Below are 26,059 nucleotides of genomic sequence, written 5' to 3' on the forward strand. Positions count from 1 at the left end.
GAACGATTTAAGCGTGGGACTGTATGCCCCCATATAAGGTTTGATATAAGCCTTCTTGCTCAACTAACTCACCATGAGTACCTGTTTGCGTCACTTTTCCATCTTCAAGCACGTAGATCAAATCGGCTTGTTTTACGGCTGATAGACGGTGCGCAACGATTAATGTTGTTCTACCACGTAAGAATTCAGTCAATGCTTTGTGCAATGCCGCTTCAGTAGCGGTATCAAGCGCAGACGTGGCTTCATCTAAAATAACAAATTGAGGATCACTCAGCACCATTCTTGCGATGGCAAGGCGTTGTCGTTGACCACCTGACAAACGAATGCCGTTACGGCCGACTTGAGTATCCAAACCGTGGTTCAGTTGAGAAATAACATCTTGCAGCTGAGCTACTTCAAGAGCTCGCCAAAGTGACATTTCGTCAAAATTCCCACCGAGTGTTAGATTATGCCTCAAGGTGTCGTTAAATAGTATAGGTTGCTGTAATACCACGGCAATTTTGTCACGAATTACTTCAAAACCAATATCTTCTGTTAATTCATCATTAAAGCGAATGCTACCGGAGTTTTGACGATAAACCCCAATAAGTAGTTGTATTAAGGTCGACTTACCGCCTCCGCTCGCACCAACTAGCGCCACTTTCTTTCCTGCCGGTATATGTAAAGAAAGGTTATCTAGGACTTTGTTTTCATTATTATAAGAGAAGTCTACGTTTTCTACTTTAACATCGACTTCTCTGTCTTCTTTGAAAGGATTTACCTTAGGTACTGGTCTTTGTTCTTCTTCTAATACTAATAAGTCGTTGATGCGTTTTAACGCAGCTTTCGCGCTGTACCAAGAAAACTGAATGCCGAGCAGCTCTTGAACAGGAGACAACATAAACCATAGGTAACCAAAAACAGCAAAGATTTGACCAATAGTGAGGTCACTAAACATGACCATCAGCATGGCGACGGCTCTGAATAACTCAAAACCGATTAAGAAGAGTAGGAAAGAGACGCGACCTGCTGCCTCTGATTGCCACGCATACTTGTCTGCATCCACACGCACTTGGTTCGCACTGTCTTTGAGTTGCTGGAGAAATTCTCGCTCTTTATTGGCTGCGCGCAGCTGGTAAATGCCATCTAATGTTTCAACTAAACGATTTTGGAAAATTTCAAAAGAATGATTTTCCTTCCGTTTCAGATGCTTAACCATACTTCCTAGTTTACGTGAGAAGTAAATGACAATAGGGTTAACTAGCAGAATAAATAGACCAAGTCGCCAGTCGAGCCAAAGCAGAACGATGGCAGTACCAATGACCGTTAAAAAACTGATAACGAATTTTGCTAACGTAGAACCAATAAATTTATCAATGGTCTCAATGTCAGTGATAAGGTGGGCGTTGATGCCTCCGCTGCCTTTGGTTTCGTATTGGCGGATGCTGATACGACCAAGCTTGTCGATCATTTTACTGCGCATCTCAAACGTGATCGTTTTAGAAACAAGTGTAAATTGTCGGCTTTGAAGGATATTTAACCCCTGACTTGCAGCTCGCATCAGGACGACCAAGAAAAGGGTGAAAAATATATAACCCGTCGGAGTGTGCCACGCTTCAGGGAGAATGGCATTCATAGCAGCTAAGCCTTTTGCTGGTTGGTCCAATAAAACCTCATCAACCATCAACGGCATGAGAAGGGGGATTGGAACACTAATCAAGGTTGCAAGCACCGCTATCAAGTTCGCTATGATCAGCTTGGACTTGTGCTTTTTTACTTGTGTTATCAACCAAGAACGGCTAATAGTGTCATTTTTCAGAAGCATTGTAATTGAGAATAAGTCCTATTATAAAGTAGGGCTGCATTTTAGCGCCATACAGTGAGAATGGAAGCTTTTATAGTAAGTAGGAAGTTAATATGAACATAGAACAATACCATAGACTAACCAAACAAGCCGTTGCTCTAATTGAGTCTGAGCCAGACTTTATTGCTAACCTAGCAAACTTGAGCTCACTGCTTTTCATGGAATTGGACGATCTTAACTGGGCTGGCTTTTACCTAGCAAAAGGTGAAGAGCTCGTTCTTGGTCCGTTCCAAGGAAAACCAGCTTGTGTCCGCATTCCTATGGGTCGCGGTGTCTGTGGTACTGCTGCAAAAACTAACACCATACAAAGAGTATACGACGTTCATGAATTTGAGGGACATATAGCGTGCGATGCAGCGAGCAATTCAGAAATTGTGATTCCATTTTCTATTAATGGAAAGGTGGTTGGTGTCCTTGATATTGACAGCCCAAGTATTGGTCGATTCAATGAAACAGACGAAGAAGGTCTCACTCATTTCATGGCTGAAGTAGAAAAGCTGCTTAATTCACACGCGAACGACGCATAAATTAGCCTTCGAGTGTGGTTTTTCCTTGGCATGTCACTATAATACGAGAATATTTTTTCTTAATGCTCGCGGAAATCCGCTCAAATCAGGACCCCTCATGACTGAAAAGTTAAAAAACAGCAAAGAAGTTATTGCATATATTGCTGAATGTTTCCCTAAGTGCTTTACTTTAGAAGGTGAAGCAAAACCTCTGAAAATTGGTATTTTTCAAGATCTTGCGGAACGTCTAAGTGAAGACGAAAAAGTAAGCAAAACACAGCTTCGTGCAGCGTTAAGACAGTACACTTCATCATGGCGTTACCTACATGGTGTAAAACCAGGTGCAGTACGTGTAGACCTAGACGGCAACCCTTGTGGTGAGCTAGAAGAAGAGCACGTTGAACACGCGAAAGCGACACTTGCAGAAAGCAAGGCAAAAGTTCAAGCTCGTCGTAAAGAACAAGCACAAAAAGCTCGTGAAGAGGGTAAGGCGAAAGCGAAACCAGCGGCTAAAAAGCCTCAACAGCCTCGTCGTACTAACAAACCAAAAGTACAAAAAACAACTAAGCCTGTAGAAACGCGCGCTCTAAATGCTGACGAAATCACAGTAGGTAACGCAGTTAACGTGAACATGGGCAAAGGAAACATGGCAGCGACCATTGTTGAGATCAATAAGGATGATGTACGTGTTCAACTTGCTAACGGCCTACAAATGGTTGTGAAAGCGGAGCACTTGCGCGCATAAAGGAGATACTCCTACGCATGAATTGCCGTTCAAAAGTGACACTGATTGCTGCTAGCTTATGGCTAGCAGCATCAGCTCAGGCTCTCGAAGCCAAACTACATAAAGATGACTTGCCGGTTCTCGCTCCTGAAGTTCAGCACGAAACAGCTAGCAAACGAGTCACCTCTCGATTTACCCGCTCTCATTATAAGCATTTCAGCCTCAATGATGATTTCTCCAAAGCGATCTTTGAACGCTATGTAGAATTGCTTGATTATAATAGAAATATTTTTACTCAAGCGGACATCGACTCTTTTAAAGACTGGTCAATTGAGCTTGATGATCAGCTAAAAGCTGGTAACAACCAAATTGCTTTTGATGTTTATAACCTCTCAATGCAAAAGCGTTTCGAGCGCTTTGCTTATGCGTTAACGCTACTCGACGAAGAGATCAAGTTTGATACTGATGACGAGATAGAGTTAGACCGTTCTGAAGCTGCATGGCCAAAAGACGAAGTGGAGCTCAACGAGTTATGGCGTAAGCGCGTGAAATATGACGCGTTAAATCTGAAACTGACTGGCAAAGAATGGCCAGAGATTAAAGAAGTTTTAGAGAAGCGTTATAACAACGCGATGAAGCGGATCACACAGACTAATAACGAAGATGCATTCCAGTTATATATGAATGCCTTCGCCCGACAAGTCGACCCTCATACTAGCTACCTTTCTCCACGTAATGCTGAGCAATTCCAATCGGAAATGAACCTATCTCTGGAAGGCATTGGTGCTGTTTTACAAATGACTGACGATTACACAGTAATTCGTTCACTTGTTGTTGGTGGCCCTGCGTCGAAGAGCAAGCAGCTTGGCGAAGGGGATCGAATCATCGGTGTTGGACAAGACGGTGAAGAGATTGTCGACGTGATCGGTTGGCGTCTGGATGATGTAGTTCAATTAATCAAAGGCCCAAAAGGCACAAAGGTTAATCTACAGATCTTGCCAGAAGGTAACGATGCGAAGAGTTACATTGTCACAATTGTTCGTGACAAAGTTCGCCTAGAAGATCGCGCAGTTAAGTCGGAGATCATCGAAAAAGATGGTAAGAAGATTGGTATTTTAGAAGTGCCAAGTTTCTACGTCGGTTTGTCGAAAGATACCGATAAACTGCTTGCTGAGTTAAAAACCAAAAACGTTGACGGCGTAATCGTTGATCTACGTAACAACGGTGGTGGTGCATTAACGGAAGCGACAGCATTAACAGGGTTATTCATTAAAGAAGGTCCTGTTGTTCAAGTTCGTGACAGCTATGGTCGTATTAAGGTGAACGCCGATACTGACGGAAAAGTGAGCTACGATGGTCCGCTGACGGTGTTGATTAACCGCTACAGTGCTTCAGCGTCTGAAATTTTTGCAGCAGCAATGCAAGATTATAATCGTGCAATTATTTTAGGTGAAAATTCTTTCGGTAAAGGTACGGTTCAACAGCATCGTTCACTGAATCATATCTACGATCTTTTCGATAAAGAGCTAGGCTACGTTCAGTACACGATTCAGAAGTTCTACCGTATTGACGGTGGAAGTACGCAAAATCGTGGTGTTGCACCCGATATTTCGTACCCAACACCAATTGAAGCTTCTGAAACGGGTGAAAGTGTAGAAGACAATGCACTACCTTGGGATCAGATTGATAAAGCAAAATATCAAACCTTCCCAAGCAACGAAGCACTAGTTGAAAAACTCACCGCTCTTCATAACAAGCGTATTTCTGATGAGATGGAATTCCGTTTCATCAATGAAGACATAGAGAAGTATCGTAAAGAAAAAGACGATAATATGTTGTCTTTGAACGAGAAAGTTCGTAAGGCTGAATCGGATAAAGCGGAAGCACTTCGTTTGCAACGCATCAATGAGCGTCAAGCTGCTTTAGGTAAGGAAGCATTCAAAACATTGGATGATATACCTAAAGATTATGAAGCGCCTGATGTTTATTTAGATGAGTCTGTCGCGATTATGGTTGATCTGCTCAAGCAGAAAAATCAGTCATAATAACTGGCAATTCAAAGCAAAAAGAGTGAGTCTTTCAGGCTCACTCTTTTTTTATGTCTTTTCATCTTTGTTTGTATTGAGTATCAAGTAAGATATTCGCTTATTTTTTCCCAATAATTTACGTGATCTACATCTAAAATTTCGCGAAAGTGAGGACTACTGCCTAAGCTAAAAGAAAACGATAAGGATGCCGATATGAAATGGTTCTTTATTTTACTTAGCTTTTGCTGCTTTAGTGTGTTTAGCGGAGAAAACACCAGAGAAGATGAATTAAGTCACTTTGACACGCCGTTTCTCATCGGAGACTGGTATTTAATGAACCCAAACCCCGAAGAGTCGGCTGAAAATTTTCGTGCGATAAAACTGTCACTGGGTTCCGACTACAGCTTTTCTATTGATATTCAAAAGAAAGATTATTCTGTCGATCATTGGGAAGGATTGTATAACGCCAATGAAGACACCATCGTTCTTGGCTTAAACACAGATGAGCCTCAAATTTATGCCTATCGCAATAATCACAATACACTTGATCTTAATGGTGTGACTTTTACTAAAGGGTTGTCTAACTCGCTAGCGGGCATATGGTCTAGCTCTTATGTATCCGGAGATGGCCTTGTGGCAAACAACATCAACCATATGGATCTGATACTTCAACCTGACTTCGTGTTTATGTTTCGGGTATCCAACGAAGAAGGGGATGAGTCAATCAAGCAAGGTGTTTTCTACACAGAAGATGAATATTTAGTCTTGCTCTATGAAAATGGCGAGCACGGGACCACCTATAAGCTCAACAAAAATGAATTAACGATCGAAGATTCAAATGGCGATATGTACGCGGTACTTAATCGGGTAACGCCTTGATAGCTTATCTTGCTACGACAAAATACGCGAGCATACGGCAAATTGTCAATGTTGTTTAAATGTTAATCAAAAAACGGAGCTAGAGCACTAAAAGCTCCGTTTTTTGATGGAAAGACTTGTATTCTGATACCACAACCCCTACAAATAGCTTATATAGTGATACCAGAACTGCATTTTTGATCATGCAGTCTGGTATTTTTGTTGTTCGACATACAAGGATTTATGCTCATGTCCCAAGCTCCCCAGGCCAAATATCGTAAAGATTATCAAGAGCCATCTCACGCGATTACCGATATCGATCTTACGTTTGATCTTTATGACAATGACACCATCGTTACGGCGATATCAAAGGTTGCTCAAAAAGGCGATACAACAACGCTAGAACTCGATGGCGAGGGGCTTGAGCTGCGCGCTGTAAAAGTAAACGGTGAGGATTGGGCTCATCACGAAGTGAAAGAATCATCGCTTGTACTGACCGATCTTCCATCCGAGTTTGAACTTGAAATCGTCACCAAAATTGATCCTGAAGCGAATACAGCACTCGAAGGTTTGTACAAATCAGGCGGCGCATTTTGTACTCAGTGTGAGGCCGAGGGCTTCCGTCGTATTACTTATTACTTAGATCGTCCTGATGTTCTGGCAAAATACACGACAAAAGTGATCGCAGATAAAGCCGCTTATCCATATTTGCTGAGCAATGGTAACCGAATTGCAGAAGGCGATGCAGAGAACGGTCGTCATTGGGTTCAATGGCAGGACCCGCATCCAAAGCCAGCTTACTTGTTTGCTCTTGTCGCAGGGGACTTTGACGTACTGCGTGACAAATACACAACGATGTCAGGTCGCAGTGTTGATTTAGAAATCTTTGTTGATAAAGGTAACTTAGATCGTGCAGGTCATGCGATGACATCGCTGATCAACTCGATGAAGTGGGATGAAGAACGCTTTGGCCTTGAATACGATCTGGATATTTACATGATCGTTGCCGTTGATTTCTTCAATATGGGCGCAATGGAAAACAAAGGCCTAAACATCTTTAACTCAAAGTATGTTTTGGCGAATGACCAAACGGCGACGGATCGTGACTACTTAGGTATCGAAGCTGTTATCGGTCATGAGTACTTCCACAACTGGACAGGCAACCGTGTCACTTGTCGTGACTGGTTCCAACTAAGTCTAAAAGAAGGCTTAACCGTATTCCGTGACCAAGAATTCTCTTCTGACTTAGGCTCTCGTGCAGATAACCGCATCGATAACGTACGTATCATCCGTGGCCCTCAGTTTGCAGAAGATGCAAGCCCAATGTCTCACCCGATTCGTCCTGACAAAGTCATTGAGATGAATAACTTCTACACGCTAACAGTGTATGAAAAGGGCAGCGAAGTTATTCGCATGTACCATACACTCCTTGGCGAAGAGGGCTTCCAAAAAGGGATGAAACTTTACTTTGAACGTCACGATGGTACTGCTGCCACATGTGAAGACTTTGTTTCTGCGATGGAAGATGCCACCGGTGTCGATTTAAAACAATTCCGTCTATGGTACAGCCAGTCTGGTACACCGACGCTGCGCGTAAATAGCGAATACAATGCCAATGCAAAAACTTACGCACTAACGGTAGAGCAATTTACGGAGCCAACGCAAGACCAGGCTGAGAAGCAAGCGCTGCACATTCCGTTTGATATCGAGCTGTACGATTCGAAAGGTCAAGTTATCCCGTTGATGATTAACGGTGAATCGGTTCATAACGTGCTAGATATTAAACAAGATAAGCAAACGTTCGTATTTGAAAATGTCGAAGAACAGCCAGTGCCATCTTTGTTGCGTGAATTCTCGGCACCAGTAAAACTAGAATACGACTACAGTGATGATGAATTAGTCTTCTTGATGAAGCACGCGACGAATGACTTCGCTCGTTGGGATGCAAGCCAAATGCTATTGGCTAAGTACATTCGTCAGAACGTGAAAAACGTTCAAGCCGGACAAGACGTGTCGCTTTCTGAAGGCGTGATAGATGCGTTCCGTGGTGTGCTATTGGATGAGACGCTTGAGCCAGCTTTCATTGCTCAAGTTTTCTCTTTGCCTTCAATTAATGAGATTACTGGCTGGTACCAGCAAATTGACATCGATGCCGTAGACAAAGTGCTAAATAGCATTACAGTGTCACTTTCTCAAGAGTTAGAAGATGAGCTAAGTGCAACTTATCATACACTGAAGCAAACAGAGTACACGATCGATCATGCTGCGATTGGCAAGCGTGCATTACGTAACCGTTGTCTGCAATACCTAGCACATACGGAAAAAGGTAATGATTTAGTGAAAGCACAATACGCATCTGCAAATAACATGACAGATACGATTGCAGCGATGAGTGCTGCAAATAGTGCTCAGCTTGAGTGTCGTGAAATTCTTATGGCAGACTATAGCGATAAATGGAAGCACGATGGTTTGGTTATGGACAAGTGGTTTGCACTTCAAGGTAGCAATCCTGCAGAGGATGCACTTGAAAAAGTGAAAGCCACCATGAACCACGAAGCATTTAGTTTGAAGAACCCGAACCGTACGCGCAGTTTGATTGGTTCGTTCTTAAGTGCCAACCCTGTGCGTTTTCATGATAAATCCGGTGCAGGTTACCAATTTGCAGGAGAAATCCTTCGCCAACTTAATGATTCGAACCCACAAGTTGCATCTAGAATGATTGATCCTTTGCTTAAGTTCCGTAAATACGATGAAGGTCGCCAAGCTTTGATCAAAGCAGAACTTGAAAAGCTCAAAGCAATGGATAATCTTGCTAAAGACTTATTCGAAAAAGTTACTAAAGCACTAGACGAATAGTAAACAACACAATAGGGTGGTCATTAAGGCCACCTTATTGTTTATGTCACTTAGTTTTTACTTCATGAACTATTACTACTTCAACCTCAACATTTCATATCAAACGTTTTTATCCCATTATTCTGGCGCGGCAAGTGTTGTTCAAGTCGTCACACATAACGGTTTACGTTTGCAGTTACCCGCCGCACGATTCAGACCATTTCTTAGTCAATTAGGCATTAAAGGCCAGTTTAGACTAACAACTGACCAAAATAATAAGTTTCTTAAGTTAGAAACTCTGTGATGTATTGTATTTGCAGAGAGTTAAATAGGAATCTTAGTCACAGAATCGGACATTTCACCTCTTACCACCACGATTAGTTGTTAAACATTTGTAATTATGCTTTTACAATGGGCACATGCATTACCTATGCTTAGTTTCTAAGGTAACAACCTAGCTACTAAGTCCCCCTACAAAACAACAATTCTAATGTGGAGTGTGAATATGACCGCGCGTGAAAATGTAGTGCCGGTTCTGCTTGAAAAAGTTTACCAACTGATTCAAGACAAACTCGAGCTTTCTCACCAAACGCTTGTAACTAAACTTGCTCAACACTTATTCAGTAACATTGCTGATGATGACCTGATTCAGCGAAACGAATCCGATCTTTATGGTGCTGTCGTCAGCCTTTGGCACCATATCAATGAAAAAAAACCAGAAGAGATTTCGGTACGAGTATTTAACCCGACCGTAAGTCGTCAAGGCTGGCAATCCACACACACAATCGTAGAAATTGTTGTTCCAGATAGTCCATTCTTAGTGGACTCAGTCAAAATGGCTTTAGCGCGTTTGGACCTTGTTTGCCACCTAATGTTAAACAACCCAACACAGATACAGCGTGATAAAAAAGGCCAAGTTACCGACGTAAACGGTGAGGGTGGTGTTCTTCAATCACTGTTCCATATCGAGGTAGACCGCCTTACTAGTAAAGAAGAGATGCAAGCGCTTAAAGAAGAGCTGTTAAAAATTCTATCTGACACTCGTTTAGTCGTTGATGACTGGAAGCAAATGGTTGATAAGCTTAAGCTTGTGACTGATGAACTTGAGAAAAATAAAGATCGTGTTTCTATCCAAACGGATCGTATGGACGAAACGATCGCATTTCTTCGTTGGCTAGAAGATCATAATTTTACCTTTATGGGTTACAAAGATTATGACTTAGAAGAAGTCAATGGTGATACCGAGCTTGTTCCTGCTAAAGAAAAAGGACTTGGTCTATTTGCTGATGACAAGCGCGTGCGTAGCGTCAAGCTATCTGAGCTTTCAGATTCTGCGCGGTTAGAAGCGAAAAAGCCATACGCTCTGATTATCACAAAAGGTAACAAAGCATCTCGTATTCACCGACCAGCATATACTGATTACATCGGTGTTAAGAAGTTTGATGAAAACGGTAAAGTAATAGGTGAGCATCGCTTTACTGGTCTATATACCTCTGCCGTGTATAACCAAGCGGTACAAAGCATCCCTCTGATCCGTGAAAAAGTGGACCGTATCCTTGAAGCGAGCGGATATCGTCACGGATCGTATTCATACAAAGCATTGCACAATATCTTAGAAAACTACCCACGCGATGAACTACTTCAAGCAAATGAAGAAGAGCTGCTTGAGGTGGGTATGGGTGTTGTACAAATGCAAGATCGTGACCTACTGCGTTTATTTGTTCGTAAGGACCCATTTGGTCGTTTCTTTAGCTGCATGGTTTATGTCACTAAAGATCGTTACAACACAGAGTTACGTCGTCAAACTCAACGCATTCTTAAGCAGTACTTTGGTTGCGAGCAAGAGGTTGAATTTACAACGTTCTTCTCAGAAAGCCCACTAGCGAGAACACATTACATTGTTCGTGTAGACAATAACAACATTGACGTAGACGTGAAAAAGATCGAGCAAAACCTAATGGAAGTTTCTACCTCTTGGGATGACAGACTAAAAGAATCCATCATTGCTAACTTTGGTGAAAGCAAAGGCCTTCCTCTTTCAAAAGAATACATGAGTGCGTTCCCTCGCTCATATAAAGAGGACATGATGCCAGGTTCTGCGGTTGCAGATATTGAACGCTTAGAAGCGTTAAGTGATGATAATAAACTTGGCATGTTGTTCTACCGACCTCAAGAAGAGGGGGCGGATTCAAAAGCTGTTCGCTTGAAGTTATACCACCGCGATGAGCCAATCCATCTTTCTGACGTAATGCCAATGCTTGAAAACCTTGGCTTACGAGTGATCGGTGAATCACCGTATGAGATCGAGAAAAATAACGGACAGACATTCTGGATCCTTGATTTCTCTATGCTGCATAAGAGCGAGAAAACGGTTGATCTTCGTGAGGCTCGTGATCGTTTCCAACAAGCATTTGCCGCAATTTGGGCGGGCAACCTTGAAAGTGATGGTTTTAACCGATTGGTACTAGGTGCGTCGCTATCTGGGCGTGAGATTTCCATTCTTCGTGCTTATGCTCGATACATGCGCCAAGTCGGTTTCCCATTCAGTCAACAATACATCGAAGACACGCTAAGCCACTACCCAGACTTAGCAACAGGTCTAGTCAAGCTGTTCACCAAGCGATTCGATCCGAAACACAAAGGCAGTGAAAAAGGCCAAAACGATCTGATTAAAAAGCTAACAGAGCAGTTGGATCGTGTAGAGAGCTTGGATGATGATCGTATTATTCGTCGTTACATCGACATGATCATGGCGACACTTCGTACTAACTACTATCAATTAGACGAAAGCAAGCAACCTAAGCCTTGGTTATCTTTGAAAATGAAACCGAGCGATATTCCAGAGATTCCGCAGCCTGTACCCGCGTTCGAGATCTTTGTGTACGCACCAGATATTGAGGGTGTTCACCTTCGTGGCGGAAAAGTGGCTCGTGGTGGTTTACGTTGGTCAGATCGTCAAGAAGATTTCCGTACAGAGATTCTTGGTCTCGTAAAAGCTCAGCAAGTTAAGAACACCGTTATCGTACCTGTGGGTGCAAAAGGCGGCTTTGTTTGTAAACGCCAGCCATCTCTCACAACCCGTGATGAGATCTTTGCTGAAGGCCAACGTTGTTACAAACGATTTATTCGTGCGCTACTTGATGTATCAGATAACATCATTGAAGGTGAAGTCGTGCCACCACAAAACGTTGTGCGCCATGACGAAGATGACCCATACCTAGTAGTGGCTGCAGATAAAGGCACAGCAACATTCTCAGATCTAGCGAACTCTGTTTCTGCAGAGTACAACTTCTGGTTAGGTGACGCATTTGCTTCAGGTGGTTCAAATGGTTACGACCACAAAGCGATGGGTATCACTGCAAAAGGTGGTTGGGAATCTGTTAAGCGTCACTTCCGTGAAATGGGCATCAACTGCCAGACCACTGACTTTACCGCAATCGGTGTAGGTGATATGGCAGGTGACGTGTTCGGTAACGGTATGCTGTTATCGAAGCACATTCGATTGCAAGCTGCCTTTAACCACATGCACATCTTTATTGATCCAAATCCAGATTCAGCCACCAGCTGGGAAGAGCGTAACCGCTTGTTTAATCTGCCAAGATCAAGCTGGGAAGATTACAATAAAGATTTGATCTCTCAAGGTGGTGGCATCTTCTCTCGTCGATCAAAATCGATCCAGTTGACACCAGAAATTCAGAAAATGTTAGGTACTAAGAAAGCATCTTTAGCGCCTAATGATCTGATTAAGATGATCTTGAAAATGAAAGTCGATCTGCTTTGGAATGGTGGTATCGGCACTTACGTTAAAGCCTCGACAGAAACTCATACGGATGTTGGTGACCGCGCTAACGACATGCTGCGCATTGACGGCCGTGACTTAAGAGCAAAAGTAGTTGGCGAAGGCGGTAACTTGGGTATGACTCAGCTTGGTCGTATTGAATACGCACTGACTGGCGGCCGAGTGAACACAGACTTCGTTGATAACGTGGGTGGCGTTGACTGTTCGGATAATGAAGTCAACATCAAGATCTTCCTTAATGGACTGGTTTCAAATGGCGATCTTACGGTTAAGCAACGTAACCAAATTCTAGAGTCTATGGAAGACGAAGTGGGTGAAATTGTATTAGATGATGCTTACCGTCAGTCGGAGTCGATCTCCGTGACTGAACAGCAAGGTGTTGGCATTGTTAAGGAACAAATTCGATTCATCCATACCATGGAAAAAGCAGGGTACTTGGATCGTGCTCTCGAATACATCCCTGATGATGAAACGCTAATCGAGCGTGAAAAACAGGGACTAGGTCTCACTCGCCCTGAGCTATCAGTGTTAGTTGCCTACGGTAAAATGGTACTTAAACAGCAACTTGTTACGGATGAAATCGCGAATGATGAATTCCATGCGAAACAGCTTGTTGAATATTTCCCAAGTGCGTTACGACGTAACTATAAAGATCAAATGGTTAATCACCCACTGCGAGCTGAAATTATCGCTACAGCATTGGCTAACCAGATGGTTAATGAAATGGGCTGTAATTTCGTCACTCGTTTGCAAGAAGAAACCGGTGCAAGTGTTGTCGATGTTGCTAACGCATACAGTGCGGCTCGTGAAATTTTCGATCTAGAAGCAATTCTTAAGCAGACTCGTGAACTCGATAATATCGCCACAGCTCAAGCTCAGTACGAAATCATGTTTTATGTTCGTCGATCACTACGTCGAATTGCACGTTGGTTGCTTCGCAACCGCAGTGGTAAATGCACAGTTGGTGAGCTGATTGCTATCTACAAGCAAGATGTCAATGTTATCACTGAAACCTTAGACACTATGCTGGTTGAGTCTGAAGTAGAAGAACACAATGAACTTGCTCAAGGGTGGATTGAGAAAGGGGTAGAAGAGAAACTTGCACATCAAGTCGCTCGTTTATCCAGCTTACAATCTGCACTGGATATCTCATCAGTGGCGAGTGAAACAGGTAAAACGGTTGAGCAAGCATCGAAGCTCTACTTTAACTTAGGTGACCGTTTGTCGTTACACTGGTTCTTGAAGCAAATTAACAGCCAAGCCGTTGATAATAACTGGCAGGCACTAGCAAGAGCTGCATTCCGAGAAGATCTGGACTGGCAACAACGTCAACTTACGGCTCAGGTATTAAATTGCGGCTGTGCAACGGAAGAGCTAGACGTGATGAAAGCGTTAGAAGATTGGATGGAAACTAACGAGCAATCACTGCACCGTTGGGAAAGCATCTTGAATGAGTTCAAAGTTGGCTCTGTCCACGAATTTGCTAAGTTTTCTGTAGCACTTCGAGAATTAGTACTCTTGAATCTCAACTGTTCGTCGAAAGAGTAGATGAGTTAGTCAAATTGTAAGTAAAAGCCTCGTTATTTAGCGAGGCTTTTTTGTTGCTCATCGTTTCTATTATAGCGCCGAGTGAGTTACAGCGTAACGGTACGGGGAAGTTAAAATAGGCTGAAATCGATTGCTTTAGGGTGGTTAGTTATAAATTTTATTGTTGAAATCTTACTCTAATTGTTTGTTTTATATTTGAAAATATTAGAAAGATATAGGTTTTTACTTAATACATTCATTTTCATTGAATTACGATGAAAAACAGTAAATAATATTGTCCCGTTTATACGGGGCTTTTTTCTTTCGGAGGCACAATGCTTTACCGTCTAGCCAGAACTGGCTTTTTCCAACTCGATGCCGAGAAGGCACACGATCTTGCAATCAAGAACTTCCAACGCTTTAACGGCACACCACTTGATCTCTTTTACCGCCAACAATTACCAACTCGTCCAGTTGAGTGTATGGGACTAACATTCCGTAACCCAGTAGGTCTTGCGGCTGGCTTAGATAAAAACGGTGAATGCATTGAAGCATTTGATGCCATGGGCTTTGGCTTTGTTGAAGTTGGCACAGTAACACCTCGTCCGCAACCAGGGAATGATAAACCACGCTTATTTCGCTTAGTCGAAGCTGAAGGGATCATCAATCGCATGGGCTTTAATAACCTAGGCGTTGATAATTTGGTCGAGAATGTAAAGCAAGCAAAATTCAACTGTGTTCTCGGAATTAATATTGGTAAAAACAAAGACACACCAATTGAGAAAGGGGCAGAGGACTACCTGATTTGTATGGAGAAAGTGTATGAGTACGCAGGCTACATTGCGGTTAATATCTCATCACCAAACACTCCGGGTCTTCGTTCACTTCAATATGGTGAAGCGCTTGATGAACTACTTTCTGAATTAAAAGCGAAACAAGCGGAACTTTCAGAGAAATACAACAAATACGTCCCGCTAGCATTAAAAATTGCGCCTGATTTGAGTGACGAAGAAATCTGCCAAATCTGCGATTCTTTATTGAAAAACAATATAGATGGTGTGATCGCGACTAACACAACTCTGGATCGCACGATCGTAGAAGGAATGAAACACGCCAATGAGGCAGGTGGTTTAAGTGGTCGCCCTGTGCAATCACGCTCTACGGAAGTCGTACGTAAGCTTCATGAAGAGCTAGGAGACAAACTTCCAATTATCGGTGTTGGTGGTGTGGATTCCTATGTTGCAGCCAAAGAAAAGCTGATGGCAGGCGCTAAACTTGTTCAAGTCTACACCGGCTTTATTTACCACGGCCCAGGCCTAGTACGTGATATTGTTAAGAATCTTTAACATACACATCAAAAACCACTGAAAAATCAGTAGCTATTACATAAAAAAGAGGACTCTGTTTCCTCTTTTTTTTTATCCGTTCGTTTGTAAAATTTAAAAATCACGAGTAGGTAATTAAGCGTCTTACCTCTTTACCACTGATTTAACTAGTCAAGAGAGAACGGAATAATGCTTAAACCCAGCGACAAATGGAATTGGTATTTTGACGAGCAAAAAGCTTGCTTAATGCTGGATCTGGGGGAGGAAATGATTTTCCAAACCAATTTATCCCGAAAATTGTTGGTTAACTGTGCCTTCTCAAACAATGAATTTACCGTTGATGACGCCAGTGCATTCCAAACGTTTAATGAACGTATTCGATGCCTCGACATCAGTGAATACCGCCAAGCTGAGTTAACACTGTATTGTGTTGCGGCAAAGCGCTTTCATAAACCTGTACAGCCTAAAAGCTGGTTCTTTGACGCACAGTCCTCAGGTTACGAGCCTGAAGAAGGGGACATGGTCTTTCTAACAAACCAATATTCTGATGGCATGTTCATCGTGTTAGAACCAGGCGAGACGTCGAGCTTATGTGCTTATGTTAACCAAGAAGCGTTTGTGCTTGATGGCAATAAGGCGCTTCAGTTTGGGCAGCCGATTAAAGTAATGCATGACCGCATGGCTTGTGCAAATCACCTCTTTGCAATAACCCCTATGGCAATGGTGGGGTAAACCTGTTTAATTTTTTCTTTATTTCGTTCCTTTGTTTGCATTAGTCGACCTCGTTAGGTCGATTTTTTTTGTCCTTTCCTTTGATACTAGAGCCCCATCAGCCATGAAACTGTATGTTTTCTATGCATGCAAACATGAAGCTGGTCACTTTTATTTTACTTATTTCAATCTGATGACTCCCTTAACTAGGCAACCTAGCGCTTAAAATTAGCCCATTTATTCCCCTATAAGGCAAAAATGTAAGTAACTTACATCAATAATCATTGCCTGGTATATACCAAAATTAATGTAAATAAGTATTCACTTCTTGCCAAGGGAACAAAATTTCGTTCGTGAATAAAAAACACTCAAATTAAAGATGTTGAAAGTTTCAGATCATTTTGTTGGTGATGATTTGAACTAACAGGTGGGGAAATTCCTTTAAAAACGAGGCATTGATCGTAAAGTCAGGTATAATTGAAGCCATTTTTTATCAGCGAAAGAACACTATGAATCAATATCTCGCGGTAACTTCAAATGGCATGGAAAATTTGCTTGTTGAAGAACTGACTAAACTAGGCATTGAAAATGCGAAACCAGTACAGGCAGGCGTAAAATTTAAAGCGACAAACGAACAGGTTTATCGCTGTTGTTTGTGGAGCCGTTTAGCGTCTCGATTTGTACGTGTTTTATCTGAGTTCACGTGTAACAACGACATGGACTTGTATTTATCTACATCTGCTATTAACTGGGTTAACCAATTTCATAGCTCTAAACGTTTTGTTGTGGACTTTAACGGCACAAACCGTGAGATCAGAAATAGCCAATACGGTGCGATGAAAGTCAAAGATGGCATCGTAGATTGCTTTGAAAATAAAGGATTGCCGCGTCCCAACATCAGTAAAGAACGCCCAGATGTTCGTATTCACGTTCGTTTGCATAAAGATAAAGCGTTGCTTGGGATAGATATGGTAGGCAGTGGTTTGCATCAACGTGGCTACCGACCAGAATCGGGTCGTGCCCCGTTACGTGAAACGCTTGCTTCTGCGATTATCATGCGTTGTGGCTGGGATGGGCATCAACCATTACTCGATCCAATGTGCGGTTCTGGTACTTTGCTTATTGAAGCTGCGATGATGGCTGCCAACATGGCTCCTGGCGTTAAGCGAAAGCAATGGGGTTTCGAAGTGTTGGAAGACTTTGAACCAGAGACTTGGGCAGAGATTAAATCAGAGGCTAATGTTCAAGCTAGACGAGGTGTCAAGAAAGTTGACGCTAAGTTTTTTGGCTTCGATAACGACCCTAAAGTATTAAAAGTTGCTCAAGAAAACGCGCGCAGAGCAGGTGTTGAAGAATTGATTGAGTTCGCACAAGGTGATGCTGCAACCATAACTCGTCCTGCAGGATTTGAACACGGTGTTATCGTTTCAAACCCACCTTACGGTGAACGTCTGGGAACTGAGCCGGGGCTAATTGCGCTCTACACCGCATTTGGTGGACAGCTAAAATCTGAGTTTGGTGGATGTAAAGCCTCTATCTTCTCGAGTTCAGACGAGCTTCTGAGCTGTCTTCGTATGCGTGCTGATAAACAGTTTAAATTGAATAATGGTGCGTTACCTTGTCACCAAAAGAACTACAGTATTGCAGAGCGCAGTGCTGATGAAGTGAAGGGGGCTGATACTAATGTTCAAATCGCACCAGACTTTTCAAACCGTTTAAAGAAAAATATTGGCAAGATTGGCAAGTGGGCTCGTAAAGAGAAATTAGATTGCTACCGAATCTATGACGCTGATCTTCCTGAATACAATGTGGCGATAGACGTATACGGCGATCAAATCGTAATTCAAGAGTATGCTGCGCCAAAAAACATTCCAGAAGAAAAAGCAAAACGTCGCCTAACGGATATCATTCGTGCAACGATTCAGGTGACAGGTGTAGAGGCGAACAAAGTTGTACTTAAAGTTCGTGAAAAGCAGAAGGGTCGCAACCAATACCAAAAATTAGGTCAGGTATCAGAGACGCTTGAAGTAAACGAGTACGGTGTGAAGCTGATCGTAAACCTTCATGACTACCTAGACACTGGCTTGTTCTTGGATCATAAGATCACTCGTCGTCGCTTAGGTGAAATGGCGCAAGGTAAAGATTTCTTAAACTTGTTTGCATATACTGGGAGTGCGACGGTTCACGCAGCGGTTGGTGGCGCTCGTTCCACAACGACTATTGATATGTCAAATACCTACTTGAACTGGGCGAAAGACAATATGCAGCTTAACGGTTGTGTAGGACGTCAGCATCGCTATGAACAAGCAGACTGTTTGCAATGGCTAGAAAACGCGAAAGGTGAGTACGACTTGATCTTTATTGATCCACCTACGTTCTCTAATTCTAAGCGTATGGAAACATCATTCGATGTACAACGTGACCACATTAAACTGATGAAGAATCTTAAACGTTTACTAAGAAGTGGAGGCACTATCGTATTCTCTAATAACAAGCGCCACTTCAAGATGGATGAAGAGTCGCTGGCCGAACTTGGTTTGAAGGCTCAGAATATTTCTTCTCAAACGTTACCATTAGATTTTGCGCGTAATAAACAGATTCATAACTGTTGGCTAGTAACGCACGCGTAGTATAAACAAAAGGATTAATACGTGCTGATATTGTATAGCACGGAGGGATGCCATCTTTGTGAGATGGCATTTGCTCTAGTAGACCAAATTGGTTTGGCCGAGCAAACAGATATCATTGATATTGCGTTCGATGATGCACTGTTTTCTCGTTACGGCGTCACAATACCCGTATTAAAGTATCAAGATTCTGAGTTGAACTGGCCGTTTGACTTAGAACAACTCACACATTGGTTGGATAATAATGGCATTACTTACCATTCATAACGCACAACTTGCATTTGGTGACCACCCATTGCTGGACAAAGCGGAGTTCGCTCTTCAAGAAAACGAACGCGTTTGTTTAGTGGGTCGCAACGGAGCAGGTAAGTCCACGTTAATGAAAGTGCTTGCCGGCGACATTTTGTTGGACGACGGCAAGATTCAAATCACTCAAGACGTCGTTGTTTCTCGACTTGAACAAGATCCACCGCGTAATCAAGAGGGTACGGTTTACGAATACGTATCTGGCGGTTTGGCTGAAATCGGCGAACAACTGAAGATCTATCACGATCTTCTCGATCTTGTTGCTCAAGATCCGAGTGAGAAAAACATCAACCGTTTAGCCAAGGTTCAAGAGCAGCTTGACCATTCTAATGCTTGGCGTTTTGATGACCGTGTTAAGAACGTACTTGGTGCTTTAAAACTAAGTCCAGAAACTAAACTGACCGATTTATCCGGTGGTTGGCAACGTAAAGCCGCTTTAGCTCGCGCGCTGGTTTGTGACCCTGATGTATTACTTCTTGATGAGCCAACAAACCATCTTGATGTAACAACTATCGAATGGTTAGAGAACTTCTTAAAAGACTTCAAAGGCTCGATCATCTTTATTTCTCACGACCGTGCGTTCATCAAATCAATGGCAACACGCATTGTTGATTTAGATCGCGGGCAATTAGCTTCTTTCCCTGGTGATTACGACAACTACCTAGAAGAAAAAGAAGAGATGCTCCGCGTTGAGGAAATGCAGAATGCTGAATTCGACAAAAAGCTTGCTCAAGAGGAAGTTTGGATTCGGCAGGGCATTAAAGCACGCCGAACTCGAAATGAAGGTCGTGTACGCGCATTGAAGAAACTTCGTGAAGAGCGTCGCGATCGCCGGGATGTCCAAGGCAAAGTTAACCTTAATATCGATGATGCTTCACGTTCAGGGAAAATTGTATTTGAAGCAGAAAACATATCTTTTGCTTACGAAGGCAAGACAATCGTCGACAACTTTAGCTTTAACATTATGCGCGGTGACCGTATTGCACTTATCGGACCAAATGGCTGCGGTAAGAGTACGGTACTTAAATTGCTATTAGGGCAATTGGAAGCGCAGTCTGGTCGTTTACACTGCGGAACAAAATTAGAAGTCGCGTACTTTGATCAGTACCGAGAGATTTTGGATCCAGAAAAGACAGTGATCGATAACTTAGCGGATGGGAAACAAGAAGTAATGGTTGGGGGACGTCAGCGTCATGCGCTGAGTTATCTTCAAGACTTCTTATTCGCACCTAAGCGCGCAAGAACCCCGGTTAAGGCGCTCTCTGGTGGTGAGAAAAACCGATTACTGCTAGCTCGTATCTTGTTGAAACCAAACAACTTACTTATTCTTGATGAACCAACCAACGATTTGGATATCGAAACGTTGGAACTTTTAGAAGAAATGCTTGCCAACTATCAAGGCACATTGCTTTTAGTTAGCCACGACCGAGAGTTTGTTGATAATACCGTTACCACAAGCTGGATCTTCGAAGGAAACGGAGTGATTGAAGAGTTTGTTGGTGGTTATCACGATGCAAGACAGCAGCGTGAACAGGTATTGGCGGTTCGTCAAGCGGTTGAAAAGCCAGCGAAAAGAGAAAAAGTGGTTGAGGAAACTCCCAAAACAACTCAACCTAAGAACAACTCGAAGAAGTTATCGTATAAGCTGCAAAGAGAATTAGAAGCTCTACCAGCTAAACTAGAACAATTAGAGTCGGATATCGAGGGCCTTCAGGAGCAAGTGAACGATCCAGAGTTCTTTGCTAAACCTGTAGAGCAAACTCAGCCGGTATTGGAACAGCTTGCTGCGCTAGAGCAGGAGTTGGAAAACGCATTCGAGAGATGGGAAGAACTCGAAGCAATGCAACAGGATAGTTAAGAATTCAATGAATTGTAGTAATAAATTCAAATTGACCGCCATTGCGATGATGGTTGGTACCACAATGAACGCACAGGCGGCATTGTATCAAGTGGTTGAGGTTTCACCTCAGGATCATGGTTCAAACGGTGACTACCAAACGGCTTACGGCGTTGCAATTCAGCAAGGTGATGCGGGTACAGATCCTTCAACAGGTTCCCCTTTCGCTTTGGGCTGTTTTGATGCAGCAGCAAACTGTACACCAGACCAATTTAAGCTTGCGATGGAAACTCGCACAACACCGATTTCAGCGACACAAGCCGTGGATGGGAACAGCTATCGTGAGGAAATTCCATTTGGATTGGACGCGGGCTTTTATTACATCCAAGAACTCAAAGATTTTGAACGTTACTGTTATAACCAGCTTCGCTATTCTACTTGTGACTCTTGGGCTTCTGTAAACTGGACCCCATGGAACAAAGAGCGTAGTAAAGACTTTACTTCTAATGCGTTAGCATTTGTAGAAGGCGATTCTGCTGCTTATAAAAATGAATATAACAATGTTATCAATCAGCTTACCGAAGATGGTGCCGCTGTCGGTAATCAAAGTAAAGTCAGCAGTGAAAACCAGTCGACACTGGAAACAAGAAATACAGTCGTAGCACCTATTGAACCAAATTTTGTTACAGGTGATAACGACGCAAGCGTTGTGCAAAGCCACGCTTGGAAAACCGATGGCACTTTTACCGTTGGTAGTGTATCTCGAACGGCAAGCAATACCAATGGCGCTCACCACACATCGAAAGCAGCTATTTGGGATCAAAGTGGAACCGTCAGTGAGTTGGCTTGGCCAAGTGGCACATCTAAAGATGGAGAAAGACTGGCTCAAGGAAGCATGCGTGACCTTGTCACAGATGGAACAACGGTTTACGGCGTGGGTTACAACACATACAGTGATGATAACTATCTGAATGCTACTGTTTTTGTCGGAACCCTAGAGGCAGAAGGTAGCGTTGAAAACGCAACTTGGAAAAACAAAGTTGTTGTAGGAGCTAGACAGCGTGAGGGCGATGATACGGTTCATACAAACTCACGATTAACCGATGTTAACTCAAATTTTGTTGCTATTGGTGAAGCAAAACGTTCAGGCGGATACTTAATGCCAACGGGCTCTGCTCCGAATCGTCTCTTTATCGTAGATGATGTTCGTAAGGATTCTATTAACGCTTTTTACCCAAGTACCGGAATTTTCTTCAGCGGTGCGGGCGGTAAGATGGGCGGGATCAACTCTTACAATGAAATTGTCGGACAACTTGATGCGGAAACGACTCGTGAAGACGATGGCAAGCCACGTCGTAAGCGCGGTTTTATCTACCCATATAGTGTAGGTGGTGAGACTAGTGAACGTGCTTCAACACTATTTAATGGAAAAGCTTGGTTCCTAGATAGTTTGACTAATGGCGGTGACTACACTGAACAAAACAACCAGTTCCGTATTATCGATGCAACCGATATCAACGATGCAGGTGTGATTTCTGGTACCGCGATGAAATGTGCTGGCGGTTACAGTACAACAGCAAACAATGCGACATGTAGTTCTGATGAACAAATCGTAGCTGTAAAATTGGTGCCTATTGCAGGTGCGACTGAGAAGGACATTGTGTCTCGAAGCGTTGACTCAACGACAACAGAGCGTCAAGGTGCAGGCCTTGGTTGGTTAGCTTTGACCATGCTTGGATTGTTTGGGTTCCGTAGAAAATAGTCAAAAATCGTCAGTAATTTTTAAATCAAGCAGAGGCTCACACATTTGAGCCTCTGCTTTTTTTATGCCTTGAGAAATCACTCAACTTGATCGATTCTTATAAGTGGAGTCATAAAAACTCCATCAAAGTTTCACAATAACAGCTGTACGTTAGTAAATGGACCTGTATGAGGAATTAACTATGAAGAGACAAAAGCGTGATCGCCTAGAACGAGCTCAATCTCAAGGCTATAAAGCTGGGTTGAATGGAAGGTCTCAAGAGGCTTGCCCATATCAACAAGTTGATGCTCGGTCGTATTGGTTAGGTGGTTGGCGTGATGCCAGAGATGAAAGACAATCTGGTCTCTACAAATAAACTCTCCACATACAAAAAGAAGGATTCGAAAGGGCTCTACGGAGCCTTTTCTACATTTATAGACTAGGCAAACAAAAAGGCCCCTAAATAGGAGCCTTTATAAATCGATTAAAGTCGTGATTAGAAGTTTGAAGTGTCTTGGAACAAACCAACTTTCAAATCTTTCGCAACGTAGATTTCTTTGCCATCTACGCATACACGACCGTCAGCCAAACCCATTACCAGTTTACGGTTTACGACGCGTTTCATGTGGATTTCGTAGGTTACTTTTTTCGCCGTCGGTAGGATTTGGCCTGTAAACTTCACTTCACCAACACCTAGAGCGCGACCTTTACCTTTACCGCCAACCCAGCCAAGGAAGAAGCCAACAAGTTGCCACATCGCGTCAAGGCCAAGACAGCCAGGCATTACCGGGTCACCAGGGAAGTGGCAGTCAAAGAACCACAAATCTGGAGTAATATCCAATTCTGCCAAGATCAAACCTTTACCAAAATCGCCCTCTGTCTCAGACATTTTAGTAATACGATCCATCATTAGCATGTTTGGCGCAGGAAGCTGAGGGTAACCAGGCCCAAACAGTTCCCCTTGGCTAGAAGCAAGTAGATCGTCACGGTTATAAGAATCACGTTTGTTTTGCATTATCAATTACTCCAATTTTTGATAGCTGCATCTTAGTGAACACGTGTACGCTAAACAACTCCGATCAGTACTAGACAAACCAGTTTTTGATGCGCTGCACAATTCCTTCTGGATGCTCATGTCTTTCAAAGTTTTCAATACGTTCCGCTATTTTGCCAATAATGCTATCGTCTTCGCCTCTAAAAGGTTTATTCATAACAATCGGAATAGCTTCATCTACCGTAGAGACGGACCAAATATGGAACTCACCATTTTTAATGCTTTCTATTACATCTTTATGTAATGCAAGGTGTTTAAGGTTTGATTTCGGCATGACAACGCCTTGATTTCCCGTAAACCCCTGATGTTTACAAACCTGATAAAAACCTTCAATTTTCTCGTTCAAGCCACCGACTGCTTGCACTCGACCAAACTGATCGACGGCTCCTGTAACCGCAACTTGTTGATTAATTGGAGATTCAGATAACGCACTCACCAAGCAACAAAGTTCTGCGAGAGATGCGCTGTCACCGTCAACTTCGCTATAAGACTGTTCAAATACGATCGAGGCAGAGTAAGGCAGTGGTTCATCCAGTTTTAGAGCAGAGCTTAAGAAAGCTTGCATAATCATCATGCCTTTCGCATGTAGATTGCCTCCAAGCTCAGCTTTGCGCTCAACATCGGAAACATCGCCATCACCAAAGTGAATTACACACGATATTCTGGCAGGCTCACCATAGCTGACAGGGTGTCCAGCCATATCGATGACGGTTAGGCCATTGATTTGACCAACTTGTTCCCCAGTTGTCTCAATAATGACTTGTCCATCTAAAATATCGTACACGGCACGCTGAGGAAGATAGGATTCGCGATAATACTTGTCGTCAATCGCTTTATCTAATGACTCGTAATCTAATGTTTGGCAATCACTGAACTGGCTGGCAAGTGTTAGAAGTTGAGAATGCCACATTACACCTAACGGCAAATAATGTTGATCTTCAGTAAATCTCATACCAGCTAGCAACAGTCTTCTAAAGCCACATTCCGTTAAGTGAGGCAGCTGATATTGAGAACATATCCAGTTCACCAAACCAAAGTAATCTGTCAAATTCTGCTCTGACAAATGAATATCTTCTTCAACTTCGGTATACATGGCAAAGCCTGAACAAAAGTCCTCGTCGATATATTCTAGCTCTGCTAACTGACTTCTTTCCCCAGTTACAATCAGTTTTACATCATAAGCTTTAGATGGCGGTACTGAAGTAGGTAAGCGAGTAGGGCTTAGGTTCAGTGGCTCGATAAGGTTTTGTTGAATTGCAGACTTTATATTCGGCCAAAGTCCCGGGTTAGCCAGAATGAGATTAGCAGGTACAATCAAATAACCGTCGTCAGCTTGTGAAATCAAGCCAGGTTGGAAGGCAATATCACCACTTACATCAACACTGTAACGGTCAAATAAACGTTTGGCATCAAGTGATTCCGACAAAACAATCGCAGCGTTAGAATGACTCTGAAGAGCTTTACTGATGAACTCTCTATAGACAGAATTATCGACGCAGTTAATGAGTAGCACGCGTGTCAATCCCGACATTTTGGAAAAGCGAGATATCGTTGCCGACATCCTCGGTTGAAGATCAGTAAAAGACTTCTTTGGTAACGAAGGTGCAGACTTTAAAAGTGCTTCGTACTGCTCAAGTGAAGGTGTTACGTCTTGCCAATTAAGTTGGTTCATTAAAATTCATCGTAATTCAATCTTGCCGACATTATAACGAAATGGACTATAACACCCTAGCACCAATTTGGTTCGCTCACGGCATTCAACACTCAATGAACAATACTTAGACAAATGAGTGATCAACATCGATACTTCTAAGAGTTTTATTTGCCCAAGTAAATTATCTGGGTTACGCTGTCACTAGGTTATGTTTATGGGTCGGAATAAATGAAATATCAGCAGCTTGAGAATCTAGAGTGTGGGTGGAAATGGAAGTATCTCATCAAGAAATGGAAAGATGGTGAAGCGATTACCCGACATATTGATACAAGTGAAGCAGATGCCGCGGTTGCAGAGCTAAAACGCCTTGAACACGAACCTACGCTTGTATTAGCTTGGATAGAAAACCACATGTCAGAAGAGTTGGACAACAAACTCAAGCAGGCTATCCGAGCGAAAAGGAAGCGTCATTTCAATGCAGAGCAAGTCCATACAAAGAAAAAGTCCATTGACTTAGATTATCGAGTTTGGGAAAAGCTTTCTAGCAGAGCAACCGAGCTCGGTTGTACATTATCTGACGCAATTGAATATCTACTTTCTGAAGCATCGAGAAGTGAAAAAGCGAGTCAAAAAGTTACCTCGATCAAAGAGGATTTGAGTAAATTGCTATCTAGCTAGGATAGGG

At 42.8% G+C, this 26,059-nt stretch carries 18 protein-coding genes; 15 read left to right on the forward strand and 3 right to left on the reverse strand.

Annotation, left to right across the window (positions count from 1 at the left end):
• Window positions 1-7: 7 nt before the first annotated feature.
• Window positions 8-1,804, reverse strand: a complete 1,797-nt coding sequence (locus tag J8Z23_RS07625; protein WP_053807440.1) for an ABC transporter ATP-binding protein — start codon at window positions 1,802-1,804, stop codon at window positions 8-10.
• 92 nt (window positions 1,805-1,896) lie between these two features.
• Here J8Z23_RS07625 and J8Z23_RS07630 point away from each other — a divergent pair, with 92 nt between their 5' ends.
• The 14 genes from J8Z23_RS07630 (at window position 1,897) to rmf (ending at window position 23,042) form a co-directional block, all read left to right on the forward strand.
• The gene (locus J8Z23_RS07630; protein WP_046876215.1) at window positions 1,897-2,370 is read left to right on the forward strand and encodes a GAF domain-containing protein; all 474 of its coding nucleotides are present in this window, start codon (window positions 1,897-1,899) and stop codon (window positions 2,368-2,370) included.
• A gap of 97 nt (window positions 2,371-2,467) precedes the next feature.
• Window positions 2,468-3,094, forward strand: coding sequence for an RNA chaperone ProQ (gene proQ, locus J8Z23_RS07635; protein ID WP_046876216.1), 627 nt, complete (start codon window positions 2,468-2,470; stop codon window positions 3,092-3,094).
• Between the two features lie 17 nt (window positions 3,095-3,111).
• Window positions 3,112-5,118: a carboxy terminal-processing peptidase gene (prc, locus tag J8Z23_RS07640; protein ID WP_225461688.1), complete on the forward strand. Its 2,007-nt coding sequence runs from the start codon at window positions 3,112-3,114 to the stop codon at window positions 5,116-5,118.
• Window positions 5,119-5,313: 195 nt separating this feature from the next.
• Window positions 5,314-5,979 carry a hypothetical protein gene (locus tag J8Z23_RS07645; protein WP_005396553.1) on the forward strand — a complete coding sequence of 222 codons (666 nt, stop codon included), beginning with the start codon at window positions 5,314-5,316 and terminating at the stop codon, window positions 5,977-5,979.
• Between the two features lie 228 nt (window positions 5,980-6,207).
• The gene (pepN, locus tag J8Z23_RS07650) at window positions 6,208-8,814 is read left to right on the forward strand and encodes an aminopeptidase N (RefSeq protein WP_434635280.1); all 2,607 of its coding nucleotides are present in this window, start codon (window positions 6,208-6,210) and stop codon (window positions 8,812-8,814) included.
• A gap of 64 nt (window positions 8,815-8,878) precedes the next feature.
• Entirely contained in the window at window positions 8,879-9,097 is a 219-nt protein-coding gene (locus tag J8Z23_RS07655) for a DUF2835 domain-containing protein (protein ID WP_046876238.1), read from the forward strand.
• A gap of 201 nt (window positions 9,098-9,298) precedes the next feature.
• Complete coding sequence (locus tag J8Z23_RS07660; protein WP_434635281.1) at window positions 9,299-14,140, forward strand: NAD-glutamate dehydrogenase; 4,842 nt, start codon at window positions 9,299-9,301, stop codon at window positions 14,138-14,140.
• A 314-nt stretch (window positions 14,141-14,454) separates the two neighbouring features.
• Entirely contained in the window at window positions 14,455-15,465 is a 1,011-nt protein-coding gene (gene pyrD, locus J8Z23_RS07665; RefSeq protein ID WP_006743218.1) for a quinone-dependent dihydroorotate dehydrogenase, read from the forward strand.
• Window positions 15,466-15,633: 168 nt separating this feature from the next.
• Window positions 15,634-16,176 carry a cell division protein ZapC gene (locus J8Z23_RS07670; RefSeq protein WP_005396505.1) on the forward strand — a complete coding sequence of 181 codons (543 nt, stop codon included), beginning with the start codon at window positions 15,634-15,636 and terminating at the stop codon, window positions 16,174-16,176.
• 488 nt (window positions 16,177-16,664) lie between these two features.
• Window positions 16,665-18,785 (forward strand): bifunctional 23S rRNA (guanine(2069)-N(7))-methyltransferase RlmK/23S rRNA (guanine(2445)-N(2))-methyltransferase RlmL, encoded by a 2,121-nt coding sequence (gene rlmKL / locus J8Z23_RS07675; RefSeq protein ID WP_164666060.1) that lies wholly within the window; start codon window positions 16,665-16,667, stop codon window positions 18,783-18,785.
• Window positions 18,786-18,848: 63 nt separating this feature from the next.
• Window positions 18,849-19,049 carry a glutaredoxin family protein gene (locus tag J8Z23_RS07680; RefSeq protein WP_012841808.1) on the forward strand — a complete coding sequence of 67 codons (201 nt, stop codon included), beginning with the start codon at window positions 18,849-18,851 and terminating at the stop codon, window positions 19,047-19,049.
• Window positions 19,027-20,946 carry an ABC transporter ATP-binding protein gene (locus J8Z23_RS07685; protein WP_104974095.1) on the forward strand — a complete coding sequence of 640 codons (1,920 nt, stop codon included), beginning with the start codon at window positions 19,027-19,029 and terminating at the stop codon, window positions 20,944-20,946. The genes J8Z23_RS07680 and J8Z23_RS07685 overlap by 23 nt, the downstream gene beginning before the upstream one ends.
• Window positions 20,947-20,953: 7 nt before the next feature.
• Window positions 20,954-22,687, forward strand: a complete 1,734-nt coding sequence (locus J8Z23_RS07690; RefSeq protein ID WP_301659793.1) for a DUF3466 family protein — start codon at window positions 20,954-20,956, stop codon at window positions 22,685-22,687.
• A gap of 181 nt (window positions 22,688-22,868) precedes the next feature.
• On the forward strand, window positions 22,869-23,042 hold the full coding sequence (rmf, locus tag J8Z23_RS07695) for a ribosome modulation factor (protein WP_005377453.1): 174 nt from the start codon (window positions 22,869-22,871) through the stop codon (window positions 23,040-23,042).
• A gap of 120 nt (window positions 23,043-23,162) precedes the next feature.
• On the opposite strand, the gene fabA is transcribed toward rmf, so the two are convergent.
• Window positions 23,163-23,681 carry a bifunctional 3-hydroxydecanoyl-ACP dehydratase/trans-2-decenoyl-ACP isomerase gene (gene fabA / locus J8Z23_RS07700; RefSeq protein ID WP_005396499.1) on the reverse strand — a complete coding sequence of 173 codons (519 nt, stop codon included), beginning with the start codon at window positions 23,679-23,681 and terminating at the stop codon, window positions 23,163-23,165.
• 70 nt (window positions 23,682-23,751) lie between these two features.
• Window positions 23,752-25,392 (reverse strand): S16 family serine protease, encoded by a 1,641-nt coding sequence (locus J8Z23_RS07705; RefSeq protein ID WP_434635282.1) that lies wholly within the window; start codon window positions 25,390-25,392, stop codon window positions 23,752-23,754.
• 210 nt (window positions 25,393-25,602) lie between these two features.
• On the opposite strand from J8Z23_RS07705, the gene matP reads away from it, so the two are divergent.
• Complete coding sequence (matP, locus tag J8Z23_RS07710; protein WP_053807434.1) at window positions 25,603-26,052, forward strand: macrodomain Ter protein MatP; 450 nt, start codon at window positions 25,603-25,605, stop codon at window positions 26,050-26,052.
• The last annotated feature ends 7 nt before the right edge of the window (window positions 26,053-26,059 follow it).

This window comes from Vibrio sp. SCSIO 43086 (assembly GCF_051132235.1).
Taxonomy (GTDB): domain Bacteria; phylum Pseudomonadota; class Gammaproteobacteria; order Enterobacterales; family Vibrionaceae; genus Vibrio; species Vibrio diabolicus.

Excerpts from the sequence above, each read along its gene's own strand:
- J8Z23_RS07690 (WP_301659793.1), top strand. The coding sequence starts at position 20,954 with ATGAATTGTAGTAATAAATTCAAATTGACCGCCATTGCGATGATGGTT.
- J8Z23_RS07705 (WP_434635282.1), bottom strand. The coding sequence starts at position 25,392 with ATGAACCAACTTAATTGGCAAGACGTAACACCTTCACTTGAGCAGTAC.
- prc (WP_225461688.1), top strand. The coding sequence starts at position 3,112 with ATGAATTGCCGTTCAAAAGTGACACTGATTGCTGCTAGCTTATGGCTA.
- rlmKL (WP_164666060.1), top strand. The coding sequence starts at position 16,665 with ATGAATCAATATCTCGCGGTAACTTCAAATGGCATGGAAAATTTGCTT.
- rmf (WP_005377453.1), top strand. The coding sequence starts at position 22,869 with ATGAAGAGACAAAAGCGTGATCGCCTAGAACGAGCTCAATCTCAAGGC.
- pyrD (WP_006743218.1), top strand. The coding sequence starts at position 14,455 with ATGCTTTACCGTCTAGCCAGAACTGGCTTTTTCCAACTCGATGCCGAG.
- J8Z23_RS07660 (WP_434635281.1), top strand. The coding sequence starts at position 9,299 with ATGACCGCGCGTGAAAATGTAGTGCCGGTTCTGCTTGAAAAAGTTTAC.
- J8Z23_RS07655 (WP_046876238.1), top strand. The coding sequence starts at position 8,879 with ATGAACTATTACTACTTCAACCTCAACATTTCATATCAAACGTTTTTA.
- J8Z23_RS07625 (WP_053807440.1), bottom strand. The coding sequence starts at position 1,804 with ATGCTTCTGAAAAATGACACTATTAGCCGTTCTTGGTTGATAACACAA.
- J8Z23_RS07670 (WP_005396505.1), top strand. The coding sequence starts at position 15,634 with ATGCTTAAACCCAGCGACAAATGGAATTGGTATTTTGACGAGCAAAAA.
- J8Z23_RS07630 (WP_046876215.1), top strand. The coding sequence starts at position 1,897 with ATGAACATAGAACAATACCATAGACTAACCAAACAAGCCGTTGCTCTA.
- J8Z23_RS07685 (WP_104974095.1), top strand. The coding sequence starts at position 19,027 with ATGGCATTACTTACCATTCATAACGCACAACTTGCATTTGGTGACCAC.
- J8Z23_RS07645 (WP_005396553.1), top strand. The coding sequence starts at position 5,314 with ATGAAATGGTTCTTTATTTTACTTAGCTTTTGCTGCTTTAGTGTGTTT.
- proQ (WP_046876216.1), top strand. The coding sequence starts at position 2,468 with ATGACTGAAAAGTTAAAAAACAGCAAAGAAGTTATTGCATATATTGCT.
- J8Z23_RS07680 (WP_012841808.1), top strand. The coding sequence starts at position 18,849 with ATGGCATTTGCTCTAGTAGACCAAATTGGTTTGGCCGAGCAAACAGAT.
- pepN (WP_434635280.1), top strand. The coding sequence starts at position 6,208 with ATGTCCCAAGCTCCCCAGGCCAAATATCGTAAAGATTATCAAGAGCCA.
- fabA (WP_005396499.1), bottom strand. The coding sequence starts at position 23,681 with ATGCAAAACAAACGTGATTCTTATAACCGTGACGATCTACTTGCTTCT.
- matP (WP_053807434.1), top strand. The coding sequence starts at position 25,603 with ATGAAATATCAGCAGCTTGAGAATCTAGAGTGTGGGTGGAAATGGAAG.